Source organism: Nocardiopsis oceani, assembly GCF_054777395.1.
The window spans coordinates 107,979-130,450 of sequence record NZ_BAAHAR010000001.1 but is presented as its reverse complement, the minus strand read 5'-3'; the positions used below and the strand labels follow the sequence as shown (position 1 = coordinate 130,450).

Sequence of the window (22,472 nt, the reverse complement as noted above, 5' to 3'; positions counted from 1 at the left end):
CCGTGGCGGACACGAAAGAAGCGGATCGGGAGCGCAAGGAACCGGCGAAGAAGGGCCTGCACGGCTGGAAGGCCGCCGCAACGATTTTTGGATGCGGAACGTTGGCAGCTTTCGGTGTATTCGGTGTATTTGTGGGTGTACTGAGCCTGTTCTTCAGCACAGCTTCTTCAGGTATCCCGACGTCTGATTCATCGGTAAACCTTCCAGAGGAAGGTATCGGAGAGTCCCGATCTGACCTTGAAGAAGGTCAAATGGACGTCTGTGGAGAGAACCTCGACCCGCTGACGACGATCCAAGTAGAACGTCAGGACTCGGGCGACGGTCACCTAGACACCACGGATGACGGTGAGATCGAAATTGATGGTGTTGCTCGCCTCGTAAAGGATGAATGTCTCTGGGAGATCGCTCCGCATAACTCTACTCCTTGGGATTTCAGTTTTACGTACGAGGCAATCATTGATGCTGAGAGTGGCCAGCACCGAGATGAGATCGCTTCAGTCAGGTACGAGGAACTGAAGAGTGAACTTCCGGCCGAAGTTCATGACATGGAGTCTGAGTCAGAGACGCCATATGGTGAGCCTTCTTACTCCGTCTATGGTGTGGGCGAGGATGGTCAGACTGTCTACGTGACTCTGATCCAGACGCGTAGTGCTGTCTACAGCATTCGCTTTGAGGATAGGCCCGAACAGGCTTTGGGGAAGACTGACGAGAGTGAATTCACAGGTGAAGCCCGGAAGATTTCAAACTTCTTGGCAAATGGCTTTGAGTACTGGATTCCAGAGTGAAAAGTAATCGGGTGGCAGATGGGCCAGACCTACGCCACGCCCGCCATGAAGTGGTGCCTGCACAGGGTCGTGTACGACTCCGTACCCCCGATGTGGACCTGTTCGCCCACGTACACCATCACCCCGTCGACCACGCGGGCGTTATGCGTAGCGCGGTTGCCGCACCAGCATCGCGCATAGACCGGCAGGATCTCTATCTTGTCTGCTAGCTCCACCAGGCGCTTGGAGCCCGGGAACAGGGCGCCCTGGAAATCCGTGAGGATGCCGTAGCAGTACACGTCGATGCCCATGCCGTCGACGACCCCCGCCAGCTGGCCGACCTGCTTGAACGACAGGAACTGGGCCTCGTCGCAGATGACGTAGGGGGCCTTGCGGTCCGCGATGTCGTCGTAGAGGTCGAGGCTGTCGCCGACCTCGAGCGCTGGCGACTTCAGGCCCAGGCGCGAGGAGATGATCCCGGAGCCAGCGCGGTCCTGCTTGGTGTACAGGACACCCTCGCCGCCGCGGGAGTGGTGCTCTTGGAGAGCCATCGTGCTCTTGCCCGAGTTCATCGAACCGGTGAAGTACTTCAGCTCCGCCATGTCTCTTCCTCGGTCGCGGGCGCTGTGCTGGGGGCGGCGCCCGGTAGCTGCCGAAAGCCGCCGAGGCCAGCGCCGAACATACCAGCGGGGCACGACGTTCCAGGCACGGGCTCGCCCTGGACAGAACGCTCGTACCGGCGGTTCGGGATCGGTTCCGGTGGGTGGTCGGGGATGGATCGGTCCGGGCCGAAACCGAGAACCACTGGCGTGTGGGAAGAGGCACGTGCCGAATCCGGGTGCGGTTATCCGCTCGTGACACTACTGTCGACGGGTCGTCGTGCCTTCTCCGGTCGGTGCGGCCCGCTCTGCCGGGTGCCGACCGCCGGACCCGTCCTGTCAGGCCGGGCGTGCGCTGAACGGCGGGAACTATGACGCGCTCCGGGCTGTCCGGAAGTGCTTCGATATATTTGGCTGCGCCTTGTCGGAATTCAGGGCGTGAGCGCGAGAGGGTTTGTGGCGTTGCGGCGTGATCAGGTCACTCAATTGGTCGAGAACCGCTGGTTCTCCAACACGATGCTCACCGTGATCCTGCTCAATGCCGTGATATTGGGTTGGGCCACTTATGGGGGTTCTGTACTTCCGTATCTCATTGTGGCCGAACGTTTCGTGGTCGGCCTGTTCGTGGTCGAGATGCTCCTGAAGCTCTACGCCTGGCGGTGGAACTTCTGGAAGGACCCGTGGAACTGGTTCGACTTCTTCGTGGTCGCGGTGTCGCTGATCCCGGCGAGCGGACCGTTCGCTGTGCTGCGCATCCTGCGGGTGATCCGGATCCTGCGGCTGATCACGGCGGTCCCGCAGATGCGCCAGATCATCGGGGCGCTCTTCAAGTCCGTGCCGGGGATGAGCACGGTCATCGGGCTGCTGCTGATCGTCGTCTACACCTCGGCGATCCTCGCGCAGCAGCTGTTCGGTGAGACCGTCCCGGAGTACTTCGGTGACCTGGGCACGACGCTCTACACGATGTTCCTGCTGATGACCACGGAGGACTGGCCGGACGTCTCGGACGCCGTGCTCGCCCACCACCCGTACGGCTGGATCTTCTTCGTCCTGTACATCGTGCTGAGCGCGTTCATCATGCTGAACCTGGTGATCGGCGTGATCGTGACCTCGATGGAGGAGGAGTTCGGCAAGAGCCGGTGGGAAGAGGACCAGCGGCTTGAGCTGGTGCAGCACAACGCGGTGATGGACCGGCTGGAGGAACTGAGCCGTCAGGTGCGCCAGCTGGAGTCCCAGCTCCAGGGGCAGGACGGTTCTGGGCAAGCAAGTAGCGGCGGAAACCAGAGCGTAGAAGTTACCGCCGCTAAGAACTCCGCGTCCGATAGTGAGGCGGACGTTGAATCGGAGCCCCGAGAGGGTGGGTCGGACGGAACAAGTACCCGCCGGAGGTGAGTAGAAGAACCCCCGGCGGGACCTGCTTCCTACCCTCTGTGATTAGTATGGCGCACTCCGCAGGGTGCTGGGAACGGAATCCCAGGTTTTTCTTGAAGTTTTTTGGCGCGATGCAGCGGACCATTGTGACCAATGGGAGAAAAGCGATCTCAGTCGCGAGGTAGGGCGAATACCCCTTTGCCTGCCACAATTCGTACATAACCCCGCTCCTCTAGGAGCGCGGTACTCTTGCGGGCGGTTCCCCGCGCCACTCCGAACTCCTGGACGAGCCCCGCGATGCTGGGGAGTGGCCTCTGGGGTTGGTAGGTGCCCTGCTCGATCCGTGCGATGAGGACGGCGGCCAGCTGTAGCCAGATCGGATCGGGACCTTCATGGTCTAGCTCGCTATCAGGGCCGTAACCAGCGGGAATGCTCGCATCTGCCATGTGATCGACATTGCCATGCAGTGGACTGGAGCATTAATCTGAGTCAGTCTATGGACTTGTATGTCACAGTCAAAGTATGGTTACGGGCACCCAACAAGAGAACCCCGGCGACGTGCGGACACACGCCCCGGGGCCATGGCCGACCTGAGAAAGCAGGACGACATGCAAATCCTACTGGCCCTCATAGCCGTGCTCGCAGTGCCTGTGCGCCTCGCGCGCCCCACCCGCGGGCTGCACGCTTCCGCCTACGGCTACACCCGCGGGCTCGCCGCCGAACTCCGTCGCCGTTCCCGTCGGGTGCGCCGCTACGCGACCAACCTCCCCGAGGCCGTGAGGGTGTGCTGCGCATGAACTCCCACCCCAACACCCCGCCACGTCTCACCCACACCACCCAGCGGCGGTCCGGTACCCGGAAGCAGTCCGGTGCCGCTCTGACCCACCGGACCGACGAGTTGGTCATGGAGATCGGTGCGATCCTCCGCCACCCGGGCCGGTCCGCGCACGCCGCGCGCACCCTCGCGCGGGCAGACCGGCTGTTCTCCGAACTCGACCGCCGCATCAGGTCCGGCGAACCGCTGCCCACCACCTGGCGCGCCGCGCTGCGCCCCGCGCCGCCCGCGTCCCGCCGCGGGATCGCCTACGAGTACGCCACCCAGTGCTACGACGCGGTGAGCGAAGAGCTGCGGGAGGTCGGGGGAGTGGTCGTCGCCTGGCGTGCCCTCCGCGAGGCCGCCCGCTGCTGGGAGCGCCTGGACTGCGCCCTCACCGAACGCTCCCCGCTCCCGGAGCCCTGGCTCCGCGAGTAGCCCGAGCCCTGGAGCGCCGGCAACCGGGCTTCCGGACGGTCGCGTAGCCGGGCAACCCGGAGCGCCCGTAACCGTGAGCTGTCCGAAACCCAGCTGGGTGGGCGGTCCCTGCCAGGGTCCGCCCACCCGGTCGCCGGTCGACCGGTACGCACCCATGTGGCGAGGTAGACGTTGCCGCGCGTGGCGAGCTCACCCGCACCGCCTCGCCTGCTCCGCCCGGTTCAGCTCGTACAGCGCCCGGTACTCCGAGAGCGGCCCGGGAGCCTATGCGTTTCGCGCATACCGCACCCGCTCCTCGCCCGACCCAGGCTCACTTCGGGATCCCTGACCACTCTCGGCCACGGGGCGGTTCTGCTCTGTTCTGCCGCCCGGAATCGGGATAGGAACAACCCAGACCCCCGAGACCCCTGGGAGTGCCGAGCCGCACGAGCGACGACCGCAGCGCCGAGGAGCAGGAGCGCGACCTCAAACAACGCGACTACATCGCCAAGATCAAACGCCGGGAACGCCTCGACGGCTGCCTTGAGAGCGTGTGGCTGAAGTACCAATTGCTCGCCCACCTCGCGGAGGAGGGCACCACCGAACAGCAGGAGTTCGAGAGGCAGCGGCGCGTCTACGTCGATATCCAGAAGGACATCGATGCGCTCTCACCGGAGGAGCAGTATGCAGTTCTGGCGGAGGCCCCGCAGCTGGTGGCCCGCCTGAGGAGCGAGCACGACCTGGTGACCCGGGACCGGTCGCTCACCCCTGAGCAACTGGAGCGCGCGGTCCAAGCGCGCCTCGCCGATCTCACGCCACTGACGGCCCCGGACCGGTCCCCCGGGGAGAGACCCCGCGTTGTGTTCATCGCCGGCCAACCCGGCGTCGGGAAGACCACCACCCAGAAGTTCGTTCGGAGCGAGCTTGGTGGCTCCCGCATCGCCCTCTACGACGGTGATGACAACGCGAAGGTGCACCCGCACTACGAGGCGATCGCCCGGGAGTACGAGTTCGACGGGCACCACATCGCCGACCGGCAACTTCCCGACGACGCCCGGAAACGCTACCTGGACCACCTGCGGGGCGGCGCGACCAAGTACGACGTCGTCGTCAGCCATCCGTTCGGGAATCAGGAAAGCGCCGAGAACTGGGTCAGGGGATTCGCGGACGAGGGTTACCACACGACGGTCGCCTTCATCGCCGTGCACAACTCCATCAGCCTCCTGAGTATCGCCGACCGGTACCAAGTAAGCCGGGACGAGTACGGCTACGGCCGCTGGGTCGAGCGGGGAACACACGACCGCTTCTACGAAGCGATCCCCGACGTCGCCCACCACCTGGAGTCACACGGGCTGGTCGACTCCATGTACGTCGCCACTCGCGACAACGCGTTCATCTATCAGAACCACCGGGGCGCCGACGGGCACATGTCCGACCCCCTTGGCGCTCGGGAGCTCATCATCGCGGAGCGCTCCAGGCCACCGACCCAGGCAGAGACAGATCACTTCGACTCACGTGTCGCCTACCTGGACGGCTGAGCCCGACACGGCCCGGACAGTGAACAGGAGGCCCCGCTCCGGACCTGCCCGGCCGAGTGTGAGCGCGGAGAGGGAGAACAAGTCGTGCACTCGGCGGATCGAACAGGGCGAAGACGGCCTGAGCACGGGAAGGCCGCCGCTGGGCACACCGGCGGACGTGGCACGACCCCCGTACCGGCCCCGCCCCCTTGCTCTGACCGGAGGAACCGCCAGTGCCCACCAACCCGGAGAACGGCCGACCACCTGAGAAAGCACCGGGCGGAACCCCCGGGAACCCACCCGGCGGGCCCCCCGAAGGCATGCCCAGCCGACCTTCCGAGGGGGTACCAGGCACACCCGTAGGGACACCCGTGGTGCTGACCGACAGCCTCCTGCGGCAGAGCGCCCGGTTCTGCGCGTTGATCGGCGTCGTCCTGTACGGGCTGACCGCCGCCCACACCTTGCTGACGATGTCCCTGCTCCCGGGCGGATCGAGGTTCCTGGCGGACCTGTTCAGCGCCGCGGTCTTCCTGGGTGCGGCGGCAGCCCTGGCGTTCGGGGTCCACCGGTCGAGGCGGAGGGGCGACGCGCTGCCCGTCGTGCACATGTGCCTGCTGGCCGCCGCCGTGATCGGTGCGTACTGGTTGATGGGAGGCCCAGCGTCCCCGTACCAGGAGACCGTGTTCATGTACGCGGTGGCCGTCGCGCCGGCACTGCTCGGGGGCGGACTCGGTACCGCGGCCTGGCTGTCGGAGAAGGCCCTGGGGACGCCGCTCCGGCGGGTTGCCGGCGTCCCCGCGAACCCCTACCCCTGGCTATCGACCGTGTTCGCGGTCGCCCTGTACGCTCCCGTCTGCCTTGCCGCGGCCCTGGCCTTCGTCTTCATGAGTGACGGCTCCACGCTGTTGCCGGGGCAGCCGGACCCGGTCCCGACCAGCGTCCGGGCCGGGGCGCTCGGGCTGTGCGTGCCGTTCGTGCTGATGACCATCGGCTTCGCCGCTTCCCTGTCCGGCCGGGTCCGGACCAGCGCCCCCATCTTCGCCACAGGGGCGATATCCCTGGTCACGGTACTGGTCGCGGCGACCCAGGCCTTCCAGGGGGTCATCGAACCCTGGCCGGTCCGCTGGATGTTCGCACTGCTCCTGGCCACGCCCCTGGTCTGGCCGGTCCTGCACGCCTGGAAGGGGACGGGCGAGCACCAGAGGAGGCGCTGGTTCGGATTCTGACGCTTGCGGTGTCCTCAGGCCTCGCCGTCCCCCAGAGACCCGTGGTTGATCGGGACGAAGCCGCCGTCGGCCAGGCACTCCTCGTCGGGGATCTCGACCGCGGAGGGCAGTGATTCCTGCGCCCCGGGTGCGCCGCCGGCGGTGAACGAATCGCCGTCCACCAGCCGCCCGTAGTCCGGGTCGACCACGCCCACGTCGCCGTCCTTGTTGAGGGGCTGCACGTACTTCGGCCAGACCGGGGCACCCGAGTACTCCACCGACTGGGTCTCCGGGTTCACCCCGTGCACCACCAGGCAGTCGTGATCGGGCAGGTACTCGAGCTCCAGGTGCAAGAGGGCTTCGGGGCCCGCGGAGAAGTCGTGCACGATGATCCACGGGTCCTCGCCGATCACGATGGCCTCGTCCGTCCCGGGCGCCTCCCTGGACACGTCCGTGCCTTGCTGGCCCGTTCCGGACGCCTCATCGTTTCCGCAACCGGTCACCAGCAGGGCCGTCGCGGCCGCCAGGCCGATCGTCGTCTCAGTGCGCGGCAGGGGCATCGTCCTCACCCTTCCCATGCGTGTGGGCTTACCTGGTTGGACGCCGTCCGACCCCACTTGGGTTTCATCCTCCCCCGGCCCGAGTTCCGGGAGTGCCCGGCGCGCCGCGTGTGGGCCGCCCGGGTGAAAGGATGGGCGCCATGGCAGGAAACACCGGTTCACCCGGTGCGACGGTCACCGGCCGGGTCATGGCGATTCTGGGGGCGTTCGACGACCGCCACCCGCAGCTGCCGCTCTCCGGGATCGCGCGGCGCGCGGAGCTTCCGCTCACGACCGTCCACAGGCTCGTCGCGGAGCTCGTCGAACACGGCGCCCTGGAGCGCAGGGGCCAGGACTACGCCGTGGGGCGCCGACTGTGGGAGATCGGGCTGCTCGCACCGGTCCAGTCCCGGCTCCGCGCGGCGGCGTCGCCGTTCCTGCACGACATCTACGCCGCCACACTCGCCACGGTCCACCTCGCGGTCCGCGACGGCACCGAGGCCCTCTACATCGAGCGCCTGGCCGGGCGGGCCTCGGTCCCGGCGGTGAGCGGCGTCGGGGCGACCCTGCCCCTGCACGCGACCGGTGTCGGCAAGGTGCTCCTGGCGCACGCCCCGCGGGACGTGCGCCGCCGGGTACTGGCCTCGCTGAGCCCGGTCACCCCGCACACCGTCCGGGAGCCGAAGGTCCTGAGCGGGCAGCTGGAGCGGGTCCGGCGGGAGGGCTACGCGACCACGGCCGACGAGATGACCCTCGGGGCGTGCTCGGTCGCGGTGCCGGTGCGGTCGCAGGACGAGGTCGTGGCCGCGATCGGGGTGGTCGTGCCGAGCCTCGAACGGGAGACCGGCCGGTTGGTCGCGGCCCTGCAGGTCGCCTCCCGCGGGATCTCGAGGAGGCTGGGCGGGGAACGCACCTGAGCGGTCGCGGGTGCTTGTGGCTGCCCGCGTCGCCTGCCGGGCCTCGACAATTCTTCCGCTGAGCGAAAGGGTGGCCCGCGCTGGACCCCGGCCCCGCTCTACCTTCGGACCACCGAAAGGCCGCGCTTGCCGGAAGACCGGCCCCGCCGGAGGGCCGGACCACCGGAAGGAAGGATCGCCCCCATGCCCGAGCCCGCCAGCAGGACCCGCACCCGCGTCGCCATCGTCGGCGGCGGACCGGCCGGGCTCCTGCTCTCCCACCTGCTCCACCTGGCCGACATCCCGAGCGTGGTCGTCGACCACCGCACGCGGGAGGACATCGAGACCACCCACCGCGCGGGCATCCTGGAGCGCGACAGCGTCCGGCTGCTCGACGAGAGCGGGGCCAGCGACCGCGTCCTCAGCGAAGGCGACCGGCACGGCGGCATCGACCTGCGCTTCGGCGGGGTGAGCCACCGCCTGGACTTCGAGAAGCTCGTGGGCGCCTCGGTCTGGCTGTACCCGCAGACATCCGTGTTCAAGGACCTGGCCCGGGTCAGGGCCCGGGACGGCGGCGACGTGCGGTTCGGCGTCCGGGAGGTCAGTGTCGCCGACGTCGTCACCGAGCCGCGGGTCCGCTACCTGGACGAGGAGGGGCGCCGACACGAGATCACCGCCGAGATCGTGGTGGGGGCTGACGGCTCGCGCAGCATCTGCCGCGAGCTCGTCGAGGACCGCCAGCAGTACTTCCGGGAGTACCCCTACGCCTGGTTCGGCATCCTGTGCGAGGCCCCCAAGAGCGCCTCGGAACTCATCTACACGCGCTCGGACCGGGGGTTCGCGCTCATCAGCCAGCGCAGCGACCGGGTGCAGCGCATGTACTTCCAGTGCGACCCGGGCGAGGACGCCTCGCAGTGGTCGGACGCGCGCATCTGGGACGAACTCCAGGCGCGCCTGGCCGGGGAGGACGGCTTCTCCCTCGCGGAGGGCCCGGTCATCGAGCGCTCGGTCCTGCCCTTCCGGAGCTTCGTGCAGACGCCGCTGCGGCACGGGCGCCTGCTCCTGGCGGGGGACGCCGGCCACACGGTGCCCCCGACGGGTGCCAAGGGGCTCAACCTCGCGCTGGCCGACGTCCGCGTGCTCGCGGAGGTACTGGAGAGCGCGCTGAAGGGCGGCCGGGAGGAGGCCCTGGACACCTACACCGACCGCGCGCTGGCGCGGGTGTGGCGCGCGCAGCACTTCTCGTACTGGATGACCACGCTCCTCCACCGGGCGCCGGAGAGCACACCCTTCGACCGGGAGCGCCAGCTCGGTGAGCTGGCCTCCATCACCTCCTCCGAAGCGGGCTCCGCCTACCTCGCCGAGGCCTACACCGGCTGGCCGTTCTAACCCGCCCCCAACCGCGATGATCTTGCCCCCAGTTCCACCCTCGGCCGCCGAGAGTGGAGACAGGGGCAAGATCATCGGGGGAAAGCGGGGGAGCGGGGGCTCAGCCCCAGGAGTGGTTGAGCGCTTGGGGGCCGGTGGGTTCGTCGTTGGGGTCCACCTCGTGGGTGCCGCCGTTGCCGTTGGCGCCGCTCTCGCGCGCCCCGCTGTCGTCCGAAGTGCGCTCGTTGGGTGCCTCCCGGGCGCGGGCACGGGACTCGCGGCGGAAACGTTCGAGCTGGCGCAGGCTGCTCAGGGTGTCCGGGTGCTCGGGCCCCTGGACCCGGCGCCGGTCCGCCACCAGGGATTCGAGGGCGCGGATGGCGCCCTCCCCGTCGTGGGCGCGGGCCCGCCAGCAGGCGAGGTTGTGCCTGCTCACCAGGGTGCTCGGGTGGTGTGCGCCCAGAACCTCCTCCTGGGCGGCGACCAGCTCGCGGAGTTCGGCCACCGCACCCTCCGGATCGCCCGCGACACCGCGCCAGTGGGCGAGGTTGTGCAGCGTGTTGAGGGTGTTGGGGTGGTCGGGCCCCAGGTACTCGTGCTGGTCGGCGAGGAGCGCCTGCGCGGACCGGATCGCCGTCGCGAGGTCCCCGGCCGCGGCCCGGCAGACCGCCAGGTTGCCCCGGGTGCTCAGGGTCTCCACGCGGTCCGGGCCCACCACGCGGTCCAGGTCGGAGAGCAGGTCCCGGTACCGGACGATCGCGCCCCGGATATCCCCGGCCTCGGAGCGCAGGTAGGCCAGCCCGTGCCGGGTCCGGAGCGTGTCGAGGTGGTCGGGTCCGAGCACCCGCAGCTGGCGTTCGTACAGCTCCTCGAAGGCCCTTTGCGCCTCCGACAGGTCGCCGGAGGCCCCGATCAACCGGGCCGGGTGGTCGCCGCCGACCGAGGTACCGGAGGTGCCGGAGGCGCCAGGAAGGTCCGGCCGGTCGGGGTCCAGGGTGTGGCCGACCGCCTCGGCCAACACCTCCCAGTAGGTCACCGCCCACTCCATCTGGCGGGCGGAGCGCGGTCCGCGGCCCGCCCGGAACAGCACCGGGTGGATGCTCTCCTCCCACAGCCAGCTCCACACCCGGACCCGGCCGGCGGTCCGCTCGCGCAGCACGGCGGCGTTGGAGCGCAGCCTCCGCCCCAGAGCCGAGTCGCGCGCGGTCTCCGGCCACACGTCCACGAGCGCGTCGGCGATGGCGCGGACCCCCTCCCGGTTGGGGCGGGTGCGGGTGTGTTCGCGGGTGGCGCGCTGGGTGAGGTGGTGGGCGCCGATCACCAGCGGGGTGTCCCGGGTGACCAGGTTGAGGCGCTCCAGGGCGGCCAGCGCCAGCCGGACCTCGTTCCGGGCGAGGGTGCGCGCGGGGTAGGTGCGGCGGCCCAGGTAGTTCCGGAACGGGCGGGAGACGATGACCTGCTCGGGGGCGGCGGCCGAGTCCAGGAGCCCGATCAGCCCCATGAGGGGGCGGGCCACGCTCTCGGGGCGGTGGGAGTCGGCCTGTTCGAGCGCCAGTTCCCAGGTGGCGGCGAGCGGGCTGCGCGTGTCCCAGCGGGGGAAGCTCTCGCTGAGCGCGGCCATCCGGCGGTGGAACAGCTCCAGGTAGGCGGCGGGGGTGAGCTGGCGGTCGGCCGTGTACGCCGCGGCCTGGGCGAGGGCGAGGGGCAGGTTCCCGACGGCGGCGGCGAGGGAGGCGAGGTCGTCACCGGTGTGCGGGATCCCGGCCTCCGTGAGCGCGGAGCGCAGGTAGGCGCGGGCCTCGGCGTCGGAGAACGCGCCGACCGAGACCAGGCGGCGGCCGGCGGGACCGTCCGGGCCGTTCCGGGTCGTGACGATCATCCGGCCGTGCTCCCGATCCGGGGGCGGCCACAGGTCCCCGACCTCCACCGGGTCGGCCAGGTCGTCCCACACCACCAGCCAGCGGCGGCCCTGCGCGTCCACGGGTTCGTGCAGCCAGGACAGGAACTGCCCCGCGGCGAGCTCGGGGTCGTCGGGGACGGAGGCGAAGAGCCGCCTCGCCGCCTGGGCGTAGGCGAAGACCACCCCGTCCCGGGTGGCGGCGTCCGCCCACACGAGGACCTCGGGGCGCTGGCCGGGGGACGGGCGGTCGCGGAGGAGCGCCGTGTGCCGGGCGGCCAGCTGGGTCTTGCCGACCCCGCTCTCCCCGGACAGCACCTGGTGTGCGGCCGGGGCCCCGAAAGCGGCGAGGGCCTCGTCGAGGGCGTCGGAGATCTCACGCGGCTGGAAGTGCGCGGCGGGCTCCGGGACCAGGCCCACCACGACCGGCCAGTTCACCGGGTTTCGGCCGGTGTGGAAGTCGTGCCCGTGCGTCGAGCCTTCTGCCGGAGCGGAGGGGTCGCCCCCTGGTTGGCGGGGGTTGCCTTCCGCCGACGTGCCGTTGCCTCGTTCCTGGCCAGAACTCAACAGCTACACCCTTCCCGGGGTCTGAGGGAGTCGCGCGCCCACCGGTGCTCGTACGTGTCGTATGCCCCGATCAAAGATCGGGAACCCCAGGAGTAAAGGGGTTTCGGACGATCCAGTTCCCCTTACTGAGTGGAGTCAATCCCATCGTTTGCGCAACCGCAGGTCAGTGCTCCGAGGTTCACGTGAACAGTCGGGAAGCCTGTGGGGCAGGGGAGTGGTGAGGGCACAGAACCCGGCACAGCCCGGGCCCGGTGCTGTCCGGACCCGGCCACGGCGGCGGGACTCTGGCCCCTGGAACACCCGCCGCGGCTCGGATAGGAAGGTCCGACGAGGTCCGGACGACGGGTTCCGGTTCGGGAGAGGGCGGCATGGGCGGCGACCGGCGAGAGGGCGATCGGCGCGCGGGGACGGGGCCGGAGGCCCGAGGAGACCTCGCGGACCAGGAGTGGCTCCGCGGGTACCGTGAGCACTTCGCCGACGCCTACGCCCAAGAGCGCGTCCGCGGCGCGGTGCGCCGGGTGCGCATCCTCTACCAGCAGCTCGCCGCCGCGGCCGAGGACGGCTCCCTGGAAGAGGCCGAGTACGAACAGGGCGCCCGCTTCTACCTGCGCGTCGAACGGCGCGCACACCTCCTCGGTCCCCGGGGCCGCCGGACCGTCACGGAGGAGTACCCCGGCCTCGCCGACGAGCTCGCCAAACTGGTCCGCCCCCGAGGCGACCGGTCCCTCACGCCGCGCGAACACGCACTCGTGTCCGCCCGCCGCCGCATCGCGCTCACCCCGCCCAGGCCGTCCGGTCGGCAGACCGGCCGACCGGACGGACGCATACCCGGGGAGCGGCCCCAAGCGGTCTTCCTCGCCGGCCAGCCCGGCGCGGGCAAGACCTCGCTCCTGGAGACCGTCCGCTCGGTGGTCGGCGCGGGCACCACCGCCGTCTACCACCGGGACGACAACGCCGAGGCGCATCCCGCCTACGCGGAGATCTTCGAGGACGACCCCTTCAGCGCCCTCACCGAGGCGGCCCGGCACCTCGCCCCCGACCTGGAACGGCGCTGCCTGGAACACGTGCGCGCGGGACCCCACGACGTCGTGGTGGTCGACCCGCTCGGCGACCCGGGCGACGCCGAGGACCTCCTCGGCGGCTTCACCGGCGCCGGGTACCGGGTGAGCGTCACCTTCGTGGCCGCCCACCACAGCGACAGCCTGCTGGGCATCGCCGACCGGTTCCAGAGCGGCCTGGACCACGAGGGCATCGGCCGCTGGGCGGACGCCGGGGAACACCAGCGGATCTACGACGCGCTCCCCGAGGTCGCCCACCACGTGGAGAGCGGGGGACTGGCCGACTCGGTGTACGTGGTGGACCGCCGGGGCGGCCTCCTCCACGAGAACCACCTCTCCGCCTCCGGATCCTCCGGCGCGTCCCCGGGCGCGCGCGAGACCCTCCGGGCGCACCGGGCCGGTCCGATCAGCGAGGAGGAGGCCGCCCACTTCCGGGACCGGCTCGCCTACGTCAGAAAGCGCTCCCCGGGGGTCGGCTGAGGGGCCCGACTGGTGTGTTCAGTCCTGGAGGACGGTCTGGGCCAAGGAGTGGCGTTCGCCGGGCTGCTCCGCCCGCAGTGCACGGGCGACGGTGAGCAGTTGGTCGGTGGGGGAGGCCTCGGCGGGCAGGACGCTCGCGACGGTCCCGTCGTCGACGCGGGTGCGCACCTCGCTGGGGCGGCCGTCGTGCGGCCCGTTGTCGCCGCCGCGGTGGACGATCACCAGCCCTTCGGCGTCCACACACCGCACGCTGGGGAAACCGCAGCCGCTGTGGATCCCCTCGGCGGCGCGCCCTTGGGACCAGCTCAGCACGTGGACGCTGACGGCCTGGGTCGGGCGGGCGCCGCTCGCGGTCACCCCCGGGCCCGAGGTCGCCTCCGCGTCCGGGGCGGCGAGGGTGTAGGTCATGCGCAGCCCGCCGTGCACCTCGTGGACCCGCACCGGATCCCAGCCGGGGTGGTCGACGACGGCGATGGTGTGCTCGAACCCGTTGATCTGGGCGAGCGAGCGCTGTTCCTCGGAGCGGTCCCGCATCTGCTCGGAGGCCAGCGGCAGGACCAGCAGGGCGGCGGCCCCGACCGCCACACCGGGGAGGACACCGGGCCGCCAGCGGCCCGGGGCGAGACCGGTCAGCACGCACGCGCCCATCGCCGCAGTGGCCACCAGGGCGCTCACCACCGCGATGTTCGGGACGGTGCCGCCGGGAAAGGGCGTGAAGGCGGGCGCCAGGTAGGCCAGGATGACCGGCGTGGCCATCGACGTCCCGGTCACCAGGGCCGCGGACGAGGTGGGGTGGTGCACCCCGGACGATCTCAGCCAGACCATCGCCAGCAGGAACATCAGCAGGATGCCGCCGGCGGCCACCGGGGCGAGCAGCATCACCCCCAGCTCCGCACCGCTCAGCGTCAGGGCCTGGGCCTTGTCCCACAGACCGACGGGGAACAGGGACATCAGCGGCGCGCCCACCAGGCACAGCACGAATATAGCGCCGACCGCTGTGACCCGAGGTCGGCTCCTGGGCGTTCGCGACAACACGCCGTCCATGACACGTTCCTCCTGGCGGGAAGGACACGTTACGCCTGTTGGGGCTTGGGCGCCAGATGTGCAAACGGGGATTCGCTGTTGACCCGGCCCTGGCCGACCCCGGGAATGACCTGCGGAAAACCCTTACCGTCAGACGGGGGGCGCTATCCGCCCAATTTGCGGACGTAAGGGCGGCGGGCCAAGTGGAATTGCTGCCACTTGGGGTCCAGCTGGGTGCGCAGCTGCGCCTTGCCCTCGGGCCAGTCCTTGAGCGCGTTCTCGAACTCCGGCAGCACACCCGAGTCCGGGTCCAGGTAGTAGATGTACATCCGCTGCCCGGCCACGGTCTGCTGCATGAACATCGTGCCGTTCTCCCCGAGGATCCCCGCCAGCTGGGCCTCCAGGTCGGTCAGCGCGGCCACCGAGCTCTCCTGCGGCATCCGGTCGGCGTCCTTGTCCGCGTAGGGCACCAGGACCTGCACGAACAGGGACAGCGCGGGGTAGTCGCGGCGGGTCACCGGGTGGCGGAGCAGGATCTCCACCGGTCCCTGCAGCGGCAGCCTGCCGTGCAGCGTCACCCAGCCGTCGGACCCGCCGAGCAGGTCGCCCATCTGCTTGGCCACCGCGGGCATGGACGTCGGCGGGAGCGGGTCCAAGGGGCGCTCGTCCAGCGATCCGACCTTCCCGATCCAGCGCACGACCTGGTCCTCGCCCAGCGCCAGCAGCGTGACGTGCTCGGCCACGCCCTGCCGGGTCTCCTCGGAAAGGAACATGTTGTCGGGATGGTAGACGCCCACCTCGATCTTGCCGCTGCCCTGGTCGACCCGCATCGACACCGACACGTGCGACAGGTCCAGCTCGTGGTCGTCCCAGCGCACCGTGCCGCTCAGCTGCTCGTGGTCGGCGGGGCGGACCGGGCGGAAACGCCACTCGCCGTCCTCAGGGGCCGCGCGCGACCAGCGCTCCGACTGCACGCGCGCCTCCTCGGAGGTGCCGGGGCGCATCGTCATGGCGTAGGAGGGCGCGTCGGTGAGCGAGGACGGGTCGTCCAGGGCGGCGAGCTGCTCCAGGAGCTTGGCGGGGTCCACGTCCGGCGACAGGTCGAGGTCGTCCAGCCCGCCCTGCGGCTGCTGGGGCATACGGCCCACCTCCCAGTCGAGATCGGGGTGGATCGCCTTGACCAGCGCGGAGACCCGCTCGGACATCTCGGCGGGGACCGGGGTGTCGGACTCCACGGACTCCGACAGCGCGGAGCGCACATCGGGCCAGGCGTCCCAGAAGGCGGCCACGGCGGCCGTGGATTCATTGGAGTCTGAAGAGCCGGCGGAGCGGCGACGACGGAACAGAGCCATATCCCGATTTTCGCAGAACCCGGGGACCACCCTCGCCCGGGCCACTCCCGGTGTCCCCGCCCGGTCCGGTCCGGATGTCCCCGCCCGGTCCGGGCACCGGGTTGTCCCAAAGCACACCGCGGAGCGCACAAACACGTAGCCCGCCCCTCGGAGGGGCGCATAGGCTGGACAGCGTTATGACTTTGCGTGTACTGGCCGCCATGTCCGGCGGGGTCGATTCCGCGGTAGCCGCGGCCCGTGTGGCCGAGGCGGGGTACGACGTCACCGGAGTGCACCTGGCCCTCTCCAAGAACCCGCAGTCCTACCGCACGGGAGCGCGCGGCTGCTGCACCGTCGAGGACTCCCACGACGCCCGCCGAGCCGCGGACGTCATCGGCATCCCCTTCTACGTGTGGGACATGTCCGAGGAGTTCGACCGCGAGGTGGTCCAGGACTTCGTCGCGGAGTACGAGGCGGGCAACACCCCCAACCCGTGCCTGCGCTGCAACGAGAAGATCAAGTTCGAGGCGGTCCTGGACCGCGCGATCGCGCTCGGCTTCGACGCCGTCGTGACCGGGCACCACGTCCGCAAGATCGACAACCGCCTCGTGCGCAGCGTCGACGAGGGCAAGGACCAGTCCTACGTCCTGGGCGTGCTCAACGCCGAGCAGCTGGAGCACGCGATGTTCCCGCTCGGTGACTGCACCAAGGACGAGGTGCGCGCGGAGGCCGACCGCCGCGGGCTCTCCGTGGCGGACAAGCCCGACAGCCACGACATCTGCTTCATCGCCGACGGCGACACCGCCGGGTTCCTCAACAACCGGCTCGGTGAGAAGCCGGGGCCGATCCAGGACGAGGACGGCAACGTCGTGGGCAGCCACAACGGGTCGCACGCGTTCACCATCGGCCAGCGCAAGGGCCTGGGCCTGGGCGGGGCGCCCAACCCGCGCTACGTGCTGTCCATCGAACCGGTGGAAAACACGGTGACGGTGGGCCCGCGCGAGTCGCTGCGGGTGGACGAGATCGTCGGGGTCCGGCCGGTGTGGAGCGGCAGCGAGCCGCTGGCCGAGCCCACCGAGTGCCACGTGCAGCTGCGCGCGCACGGCGAGGTGTACCCGGCAACGGTCGTGCAGCGCGACACCGCCGACGGTCCCGAGCTCCGGGTCCGGCTGGCGGAGCCCGCCAAGGGCGTGGCCGCGGGGCAGGCCGTGGTGGTCTACGACGGCGACTCCGTGCTGGGGTCGGCGACGATCAGCTCCACCGCGCGCAGCGCCGAACCCGCCGAGGCCGGGGCGGAATCGGCCCCGGCCTGATCCGGGGCCGGGGGAGCGCGGGTGTACGGGGACCATGGTCCCCGAGCCCGGGGTCGAACCGGTCACTGTAGGACAGATAACCCTTGTTTCCCGCCACTAGGGCTTGCCGAAGTTAGGTAAGGCAATGCAAAGTTGTGGGGTCAAGGTGTAAGGGGTCGGTCCATGCCGCAGTTCGCGTTCCTCGAGGGTCAGCCCTTCTGGGTGATCTACTTCACCCTGCTTGTGGTGATCCTCCTGCGCGCCCCCGCCACCTACTGGATCGGCAGGGGACTGGGCGCCGGTGTGGCCCGCAGCCGCGTGGGTCAGCGGCTCGGCCCCAAACTGGACGCGGCCAAGCAGCGCATCGACCGCTTCGGCGCGCCCGTGGTCACCCTCAGCTTCTTCACCGTGGGCATGCAGACCGCCATCAACTTCGCCGCCGGCGCCGTGCGGATGCGCTTCCCCGTGTACTTCGCCGCCGTGTTCGTCGGCGGCCTGGCCTGGGCGGGCCTGTGGGGCGTGGTCATCTCCGGTGTGGTCGGGACCTGGCTGGCGCTCTTCCTCAACTCGCCCTGGACGGCGGTCGGTGTCGTGGCGCTCGCGGTGCTGGCCGTCGTCGGCCTCGTCGTACGCTCCCGCCTGGCCCAGCGCGGTCAGCCCGATTCCGAGGCCCGGCCGCACGCCGAGTCCCAGCAGCACGCCGAGTCCGATCCGCACGCCGAGTCCGAGGCCCAGTCGCACTCCGCGGTCCAGTCCGGTCCCGAGTCCGACGCCGCTCCCCACCTCCGATGATCTTGCCCCTGTCTCCACCCTCGGCGCGCGGGGGTGGAGACAGGAGCAAGATCATCCGGGGAGCCCCGTCCCCGGTGCTACGCCTCTAGCCTGGACGGCATGCGCATCTCTGTTGACGCCGTCCTGTTCGACATCGACGGCACACTCGTGGACTCCACCGGTGCCGTGGAACGGACCTGGCGCGCGTGGGCCGAGGCCCACGGCACCGACCCGGAGGAGATCCTGAAGGTCTCCCACGGAAGGCGGACCGAGGACACGGTGGCGATGTTCCTGCCCGCGGACCGGGTCGACGAGGCCACGGCCGAGCTCGAGGAGCTCGAACTCGGCGACCTCGACGGTGTGGCCGCCCTGCCCGCCACCGCCGGACTCCTCTCCGCGCTGCCCCCCGAGCGCTGGGCCGCCGTCACCTCGGGCCCGCGCAGGCTCATGCGCACCCGCCTCGACGCCGCGGGGCTTCCCGTGCCCGACGTCCTGGTCACCGCGGAGGACGTCACCGTCGGCAAGCCGGACCCCCAGGGCTACCTGAAGGCCGCCGCCGCGCTCGGCCACGACCCCGCCCGCTGCCTGGTCGTCGAGGACGCCCCGGCCGGGATCCGCGCCGGTCTGGCCGCCGGGGGCCCCGTCCTGGCCGTGGCCACCTCGCACTACCGCGCCGACCTCGAGGGACTCGGTGCCACCGAGGTCGTCGACAACCTCACCTTCTGCACGATGGAGACCACCCCCGACGGGCTCATCGTCAGCAGCCCCTGAGAGCTAGCAGCCCCTGACCCCGGTGCCCGGGTGCGGCCCCCGGCCCCGGTTCCCGGCTGCGGCCCCCGGCCCCGCGTCCGCCGGGGCGCGTGTCGGCCGCAGCGCTGACCCGCCCCGGTTGCTCTAACCTTGGGCAACGTGAGTCAACAGCAGCCCTACCCCTGGCCCGTCGCGTCCTCAACCGGTGTCGGATCGTGGCCTGAGGAGGATCCGGACGAGGCGATGCGCGTCATCGCCGGTGAACTCCCCGACCTCCCGCACCTGCCCGAGCTCCCCGCACGGGGGGCCGGGGCCGACATGATCGGGCGGACCGGAAGCCTCCTCGTGGACTTCCCGATCGAGGTCCAGCCCACCGGCTGGCGGGTCGTGGACAGCCCGGGGCGCGACCTCGCCCGCGCCGGAAGCTTCCTCTCCTACGACCTCGACGCCCTCACCGAGCACGCCCACGACTACGAGGGCACGTTCAAGATCCAGCTCGCCGGCCCCTGGACCATGGCGGCGTCGGTCGAGCTCCGCAACGGCCAGCGCCTGGTCTCCGACCCCGGTGCCCACCGCGACCTCGCCGAGTCGCACCTGGAGGGCGCCCTCGCCCACCTCGCCGAAGTGCGCAGACGGGTTCCGGGCGCCCGGATCATCGTCCAGGTCGACGAACCCTCGCTGCCGTCCGTCCTGCTCGGATCCCTGCCCACGGCCAGCGGCTTCGGTGTCCTGCCCGCCGTCGACCGGATCCAGGTGGAGGCGGTCCTGCGCACCCTCTTCGCCGCGCTCACGGAGGCCGGGGCGGTGCCCGCCGCGCACTGCTGCGCGCCCGGGGCCCCCGTCGACCTCCTGCGCCGCAGCGGCGCGCGCGCCCTCAGCATGAACGCGCTCCTGCTGGACCGCGCCCACGACAACATGGTGGGCGAAGCCGTGGAAGCGGGCGTCGGGCTCCTCCTCGGGGTCGTCCCGTCCACGGACCCGCCCGCCCCCGCGGTCGGCGGAGAGCGTTCCGGAAGGGGCCGGGGAGACGCCCGGGAAAGCAGCTCCGGCGGGTCCGCCGAGGCCCCCGGAATGTCGGACCCGGCGACTATCGTCGACCCTGTTAGAGACTTGTGGAACCGGCTCGGTTTCAGCCCTGACCTGCTGTCCCGTGCCGTCGTCACCACACCCACCTGCGGGATGGCCGGTGCCTCGCCCCAGCACGCCAGAGCAGCCCTCAAGGCCGCCCGGGACGGCGCCCGGGTCCTCCGCGACGAGCCCCGCAGATAGAGCGGGGCTGCCCCACCGGGCACCTCCGCAGAGCGGGCACACCCCCGGCGCAGTCCCGTCCACCCAGTAGCCCCCCACCCAGTCCCCCGCGAGAGCAACCAGAAAGGCAGGCCGCGTGAGCGCGCCCGACAACACCACCGTCCCCGACGAGGTACGCGCCCGCCACGCCGAGTTGTGTCGTGAGCTGGACGACCACAGCTACCGGTACTACCTGGGCAACCCGATCGTCTCCGACGCCGAGTACGACACCCTCATGGGCGAACTCCGCGACATCGAGGACCGCTTTCCCCTGCTCATCACGCAGGACTCGCCCACACAGAAGGTCGGCGCGCCGATCAGCGTCGACTTCGCCGAGGTCGAGCACCTCGTGCGGATGGAGAGCCTGGGCAACGCCTTCGACGTCGACGAGCTGAACGCCTGGGCCGACCGCGCCTCCGCCGAGGTCCCGGTCGGCCAGTACCTGTGCGAACTCAAGATCGACGGCCTGGCGGTGGACCTGGTCTACGAGCGGGGCCGCCTCATCCGGGCCGCCACCCGCGGCGACGGCCGGGTCGGCGAGGACATCACGCTCAACGTCCGCACCATCGGGGTCGTCCCGGTGCAGCTCGACGAGAGCGTCCGTCCCGCCCCCGAGCTGCTGGAGGTCCGCGGCGAGGTCTTCCTGCCGGTCGAGGACTTCGAGAAGCTCAACGCGCGCATCGCCGACGACGGAAGCCACGCGCCGTTCGCCAACCCGCGCAACGCCGCCGCCGGTTCGCTGCGCCAGAAGGACCCGAGGGTCACCGCGACCCGGCCGCTGTCGATGATCGTGCACGGTGTCGGCGCCTACACCCCGGCGGCCGGCGGCACTGGTGACAGCGGCGGCAGCAGCGGCGACAGCGGGGGCGGGGACGTGGCCTTCACCAGCCAGTCGCAGGCCTACACGCTCCTCGGCGAGTGGGGGCTGCCGCTCAGCGACCGCTACAAGACGGTCGCCACCATGGACGAGGTCCGCGAGTACGTCACCTACTACCAGGCGCACCGCCACGACCCCGCCTACGAGATCGACGGCATCGTCATCAAGGTGGACGACTTCGCCCTGCAGCGCCGCCTGGGTTCGACCAGCCGCGCGCCCCGGTGGGCGATCGCGTACAAGTACCCGCCGGAGGAGGTCACCACCAAGCTCACCGACATCAAGGTGGGCGTGGGCCGTACCGGCCGCGTCACCCCCTACGGCGTGATGGAGCCGGTCGTGGTGGCCGGTTCGGAGGTCGAGTTCGCCACCCTGCACAACGCCCAGGAGGTCGCCCGCAAGGGTGTGCTCATCGGCGACACCGTCTTCCTGCGCAAGGCGGGCGACGTCATCCCGGAGATCCTCGGGCCGGTGCTGGACCGCCGCGACGGCACCGAGCGCGAGTTCGCCATGCCCGAACACTGCCCCGAGTGCGGAACCGAGCTCGGCCAGCAGAAGGAGGGCGACGTCGACCTGCGCTGTCCGAACGCCCGCTCCTGCCCGGGACAGCTGCGCGAGCGCGTCGCCTTCATCGCCGGGCGCAAGGCCCTGGACATCGAAGCGCTCGGCTACGTGGCGGCCACCGCGCTCGTCCAGCCGCTGGAGCCGGCCGAACCGCCGCTGAAGGACGAGGGCGACCTGTTCGACCTCACCGTCGAGCAGCTGCTGCCCATCCGCACCCACGTCCTGGACCCGGACACCACCGAGCCCAAGACCGACCCCAAGACCGGGGAGCCCAAGGTCGTCTCCTTCTTCGCCAACAAGGAGGGCGAGCCGAAGAAGACGGTCGAGAAGCTGTTCGAGCAGCTGGAGGAGGCCAAGGACAAGCCGCTCTGGCGGGTACTGGTCTCCCTGTCCATCCGCCACGTCGGTCCGCGCGCCGCCGAGGACCTGGCCCGCCACTTCCGTTCCATGGACGCGATCCGGGACGCGACCGAAGAGGAACTGGCGTCGGTGGACGGGATCGGCCCGACCATCGCCACGTCCATCCGCGAGTGGTTCGCCGTGGACTGGCACAGCGACATCGTCCGAAAGTGGGCGGCCGCGGGTGTCCGTATGGAGGACGAAGGACAGGAGCTGGGTTCGCGGGTTCTGGAGGGCGTCACCGTCGTCGTGACCGGTTCCCTGGAGGGCTTCACGCGCGACGGGGCCAAGGAGGCGATCGCCGAGCGGGGCGGCCGCGCCACCGCCTCGGTGTCCAAGAAGACGGGTTTCGTGGTGGTCGGCGACGCACCCGGATCCAAGTACGACAAGGCCGTGAAGCTCGGTGTCCCCGTCCTTGACGAGGCAGGATTCCGGGTCCTGCTGGAGGACGGACCCGACACCGCGTACCACCTCCGGATCAACCCCACGGAGGAGGCTCCGGAAGCGTAAGCTCCGGCGCACACCCTCACCCGGTTGTGCGGAACACGCCGTAGGCGTCCGCCTTTCGGTCGGGATGCGGGCAGGGATCCACGGATCCCTGCCCTTTTTCGCATCCGGCACCTTTCACTGATAGTTCTTGTTAGGCGACACTTGGTGACGAAGCCGCGTAAGGTGGGCGGTCATACCCT

General features: G+C 70.4%; 20 protein-coding genes. 14 read left to right on the top strand and 6 right to left on the bottom strand.

Annotated elements, in window-relative coordinates; genetic code table 11:
* The first annotated feature begins 2 nt into the window (after positions 1-2).
* Positions 3-785 (top strand): hypothetical protein, encoded by a 783-nt coding sequence (locus ACYVDG_RS00560; RefSeq protein ID WP_460745591.1) that lies wholly within the window; start codon positions 3-5, stop codon positions 783-785.
* Between the two features lie 29 nt (positions 786-814).
* Here ACYVDG_RS00560 and ACYVDG_RS00555 read toward each other — a convergent pair whose 3' ends face one another.
* On the bottom strand, positions 815-1,366 hold the full coding sequence (locus tag ACYVDG_RS00555; protein ID WP_460745589.1) for a thymidine kinase: 552 nt from the start codon (positions 1,364-1,366) through the stop codon (positions 815-817).
* A 513-nt stretch (positions 1,367-1,879) separates the two neighbouring features.
* On the opposite strand from ACYVDG_RS00555, the gene ACYVDG_RS00550 reads away from it, so the two are divergent.
* Positions 1,880-2,755, top strand: coding sequence for an ion transporter (locus tag ACYVDG_RS00550; RefSeq protein ID WP_460745840.1), 876 nt, complete (start codon positions 1,880-1,882; stop codon positions 2,753-2,755).
* Positions 2,756-2,904: 149 nt separating this feature from the next.
* Here the strand turns inward: ACYVDG_RS00550 and ACYVDG_RS00545 are convergent, their stop codons facing one another.
* A complete protein-coding gene (locus tag ACYVDG_RS00545) occupies positions 2,905-3,180 on the bottom strand; it encodes a GntR family transcriptional regulator (RefSeq protein ID WP_460745587.1) in 276 nt (91 codons plus the stop codon).
* A 162-nt stretch (positions 3,181-3,342) separates the two neighbouring features.
* On the opposite strand from ACYVDG_RS00545, the gene ACYVDG_RS00540 reads away from it, so the two are divergent.
* The 4 genes from ACYVDG_RS00540 to ACYVDG_RS00525 all read left to right on the top strand — a co-directional run bounded on the left by ACYVDG_RS00540 (position 3,343) and on the right by ACYVDG_RS00525 (position 6,708).
* A complete protein-coding gene (locus ACYVDG_RS00540) occupies positions 3,343-3,531 on the top strand; it encodes a hypothetical protein (protein WP_460745585.1) in 189 nt (62 codons plus the stop codon).
* Positions 3,528-3,986: a hypothetical protein gene (locus ACYVDG_RS00535; protein WP_460745582.1), complete on the top strand. Its 459-nt coding sequence runs from the start codon at positions 3,528-3,530 to the stop codon at positions 3,984-3,986. Before ACYVDG_RS00540 ends, ACYVDG_RS00535 begins: the two co-directional genes overlap by 4 nt.
* A gap of 413 nt (positions 3,987-4,399) precedes the next feature.
* On the top strand, positions 4,400-5,503 hold the full coding sequence (locus tag ACYVDG_RS00530) for a zeta toxin family protein (protein WP_460745580.1): 1,104 nt from the start codon (positions 4,400-4,402) through the stop codon (positions 5,501-5,503).
* 350 nt (positions 5,504-5,853) lie between these two features.
* Positions 5,854-6,708 (top strand): hypothetical protein, encoded by an 855-nt coding sequence (locus ACYVDG_RS00525; protein ID WP_460745578.1) that lies wholly within the window; start codon positions 5,854-5,856, stop codon positions 6,706-6,708.
* Between the two features lie 14 nt (positions 6,709-6,722).
* Here ACYVDG_RS00525 and ACYVDG_RS00520 read toward each other — a convergent pair whose 3' ends face one another.
* Positions 6,723-7,247, bottom strand: coding sequence for a hypothetical protein (locus tag ACYVDG_RS00520; protein WP_460745576.1), 525 nt, complete (start codon positions 7,245-7,247; stop codon positions 6,723-6,725).
* Positions 7,248-7,387: 140 nt separating this feature from the next.
* Here ACYVDG_RS00520 and ACYVDG_RS00515 point away from each other — a divergent pair, with 140 nt between their 5' ends.
* Together ACYVDG_RS00515 and ACYVDG_RS00510 are read left to right on the top strand one after the other, a co-directional pair.
* Entirely contained in the window at positions 7,388-8,143 is a 756-nt protein-coding gene (locus ACYVDG_RS00515) for an IclR family transcriptional regulator (protein WP_460745574.1), read from the top strand.
* 183 nt (positions 8,144-8,326) lie between these two features.
* Positions 8,327-9,511, top strand: coding sequence for a 4-hydroxybenzoate 3-monooxygenase (locus ACYVDG_RS00510; RefSeq protein WP_460745572.1), 1,185 nt, complete (start codon positions 8,327-8,329; stop codon positions 9,509-9,511).
* 100 nt (positions 9,512-9,611) lie between these two features.
* On the opposite strand, the gene ACYVDG_RS00505 is transcribed toward ACYVDG_RS00510, so the two are convergent.
* Positions 9,612-11,954 (bottom strand): tetratricopeptide repeat protein, encoded by a 2,343-nt coding sequence (locus tag ACYVDG_RS00505; RefSeq protein ID WP_460745570.1) that lies wholly within the window; start codon positions 11,952-11,954, stop codon positions 9,612-9,614.
* A gap of 368 nt (positions 11,955-12,322) precedes the next feature.
* Here ACYVDG_RS00505 and ACYVDG_RS00500 point away from each other — a divergent pair, with 368 nt between their 5' ends.
* Positions 12,323-13,492: a zeta toxin family protein gene (locus ACYVDG_RS00500; RefSeq protein WP_460745568.1), complete on the top strand. Its 1,170-nt coding sequence runs from the start codon at positions 12,323-12,325 to the stop codon at positions 13,490-13,492.
* A gap of 18 nt (positions 13,493-13,510) precedes the next feature.
* Here the strand turns inward: ACYVDG_RS00500 and ACYVDG_RS00495 are convergent, their stop codons facing one another.
* Positions 13,511-14,536: a hypothetical protein gene (locus tag ACYVDG_RS00495; protein WP_460745566.1), complete on the bottom strand. Its 1,026-nt coding sequence runs from the start codon at positions 14,534-14,536 to the stop codon at positions 13,511-13,513.
* 143 nt (positions 14,537-14,679) lie between these two features.
* Positions 14,680-15,867 (bottom strand): DUF695 domain-containing protein, encoded by a 1,188-nt coding sequence (locus ACYVDG_RS00490; RefSeq protein ID WP_460745564.1) that lies wholly within the window; start codon positions 15,865-15,867, stop codon positions 14,680-14,682.
* A gap of 176 nt (positions 15,868-16,043) precedes the next feature.
* Here ACYVDG_RS00490 and mnmA point away from each other — a divergent pair, with 176 nt between their 5' ends.
* From mnmA to ligA, 5 genes are all read left to right on the top strand, one after another.
* On the top strand, positions 16,044-17,159 hold the full coding sequence (gene mnmA, locus ACYVDG_RS00485) for a tRNA 2-thiouridine(34) synthase MnmA (RefSeq protein ID WP_460745562.1): 1,116 nt from the start codon (positions 16,044-16,046) through the stop codon (positions 17,157-17,159).
* A 162-nt stretch (positions 17,160-17,321) separates the two neighbouring features.
* Positions 17,322-17,930: a DedA family protein gene (locus tag ACYVDG_RS00480; RefSeq protein WP_460745561.1), complete on the top strand. Its 609-nt coding sequence runs from the start codon at positions 17,322-17,324 to the stop codon at positions 17,928-17,930.
* Positions 17,931-18,029: 99 nt separating this feature from the next.
* Positions 18,030-18,680, top strand: a complete 651-nt coding sequence (locus ACYVDG_RS00475) for an HAD-IA family hydrolase (protein WP_460745559.1) — start codon at positions 18,030-18,032, stop codon at positions 18,678-18,680.
* Positions 18,681-18,818: 138 nt separating this feature from the next.
* The gene (locus ACYVDG_RS00470) at positions 18,819-19,928 is read left to right on the top strand and encodes a methionine synthase (RefSeq protein WP_460745558.1); all 1,110 of its coding nucleotides are present in this window, start codon (positions 18,819-18,821) and stop codon (positions 19,926-19,928) included.
* Between the two features lie 115 nt (positions 19,929-20,043).
* On the top strand, positions 20,044-22,293 hold the full coding sequence (gene ligA, locus ACYVDG_RS00465) for an NAD-dependent DNA ligase LigA (protein ID WP_460745556.1): 2,250 nt from the start codon (positions 20,044-20,046) through the stop codon (positions 22,291-22,293).
* The last annotated feature ends 179 nt before the right edge of the window (positions 22,294-22,472 follow it).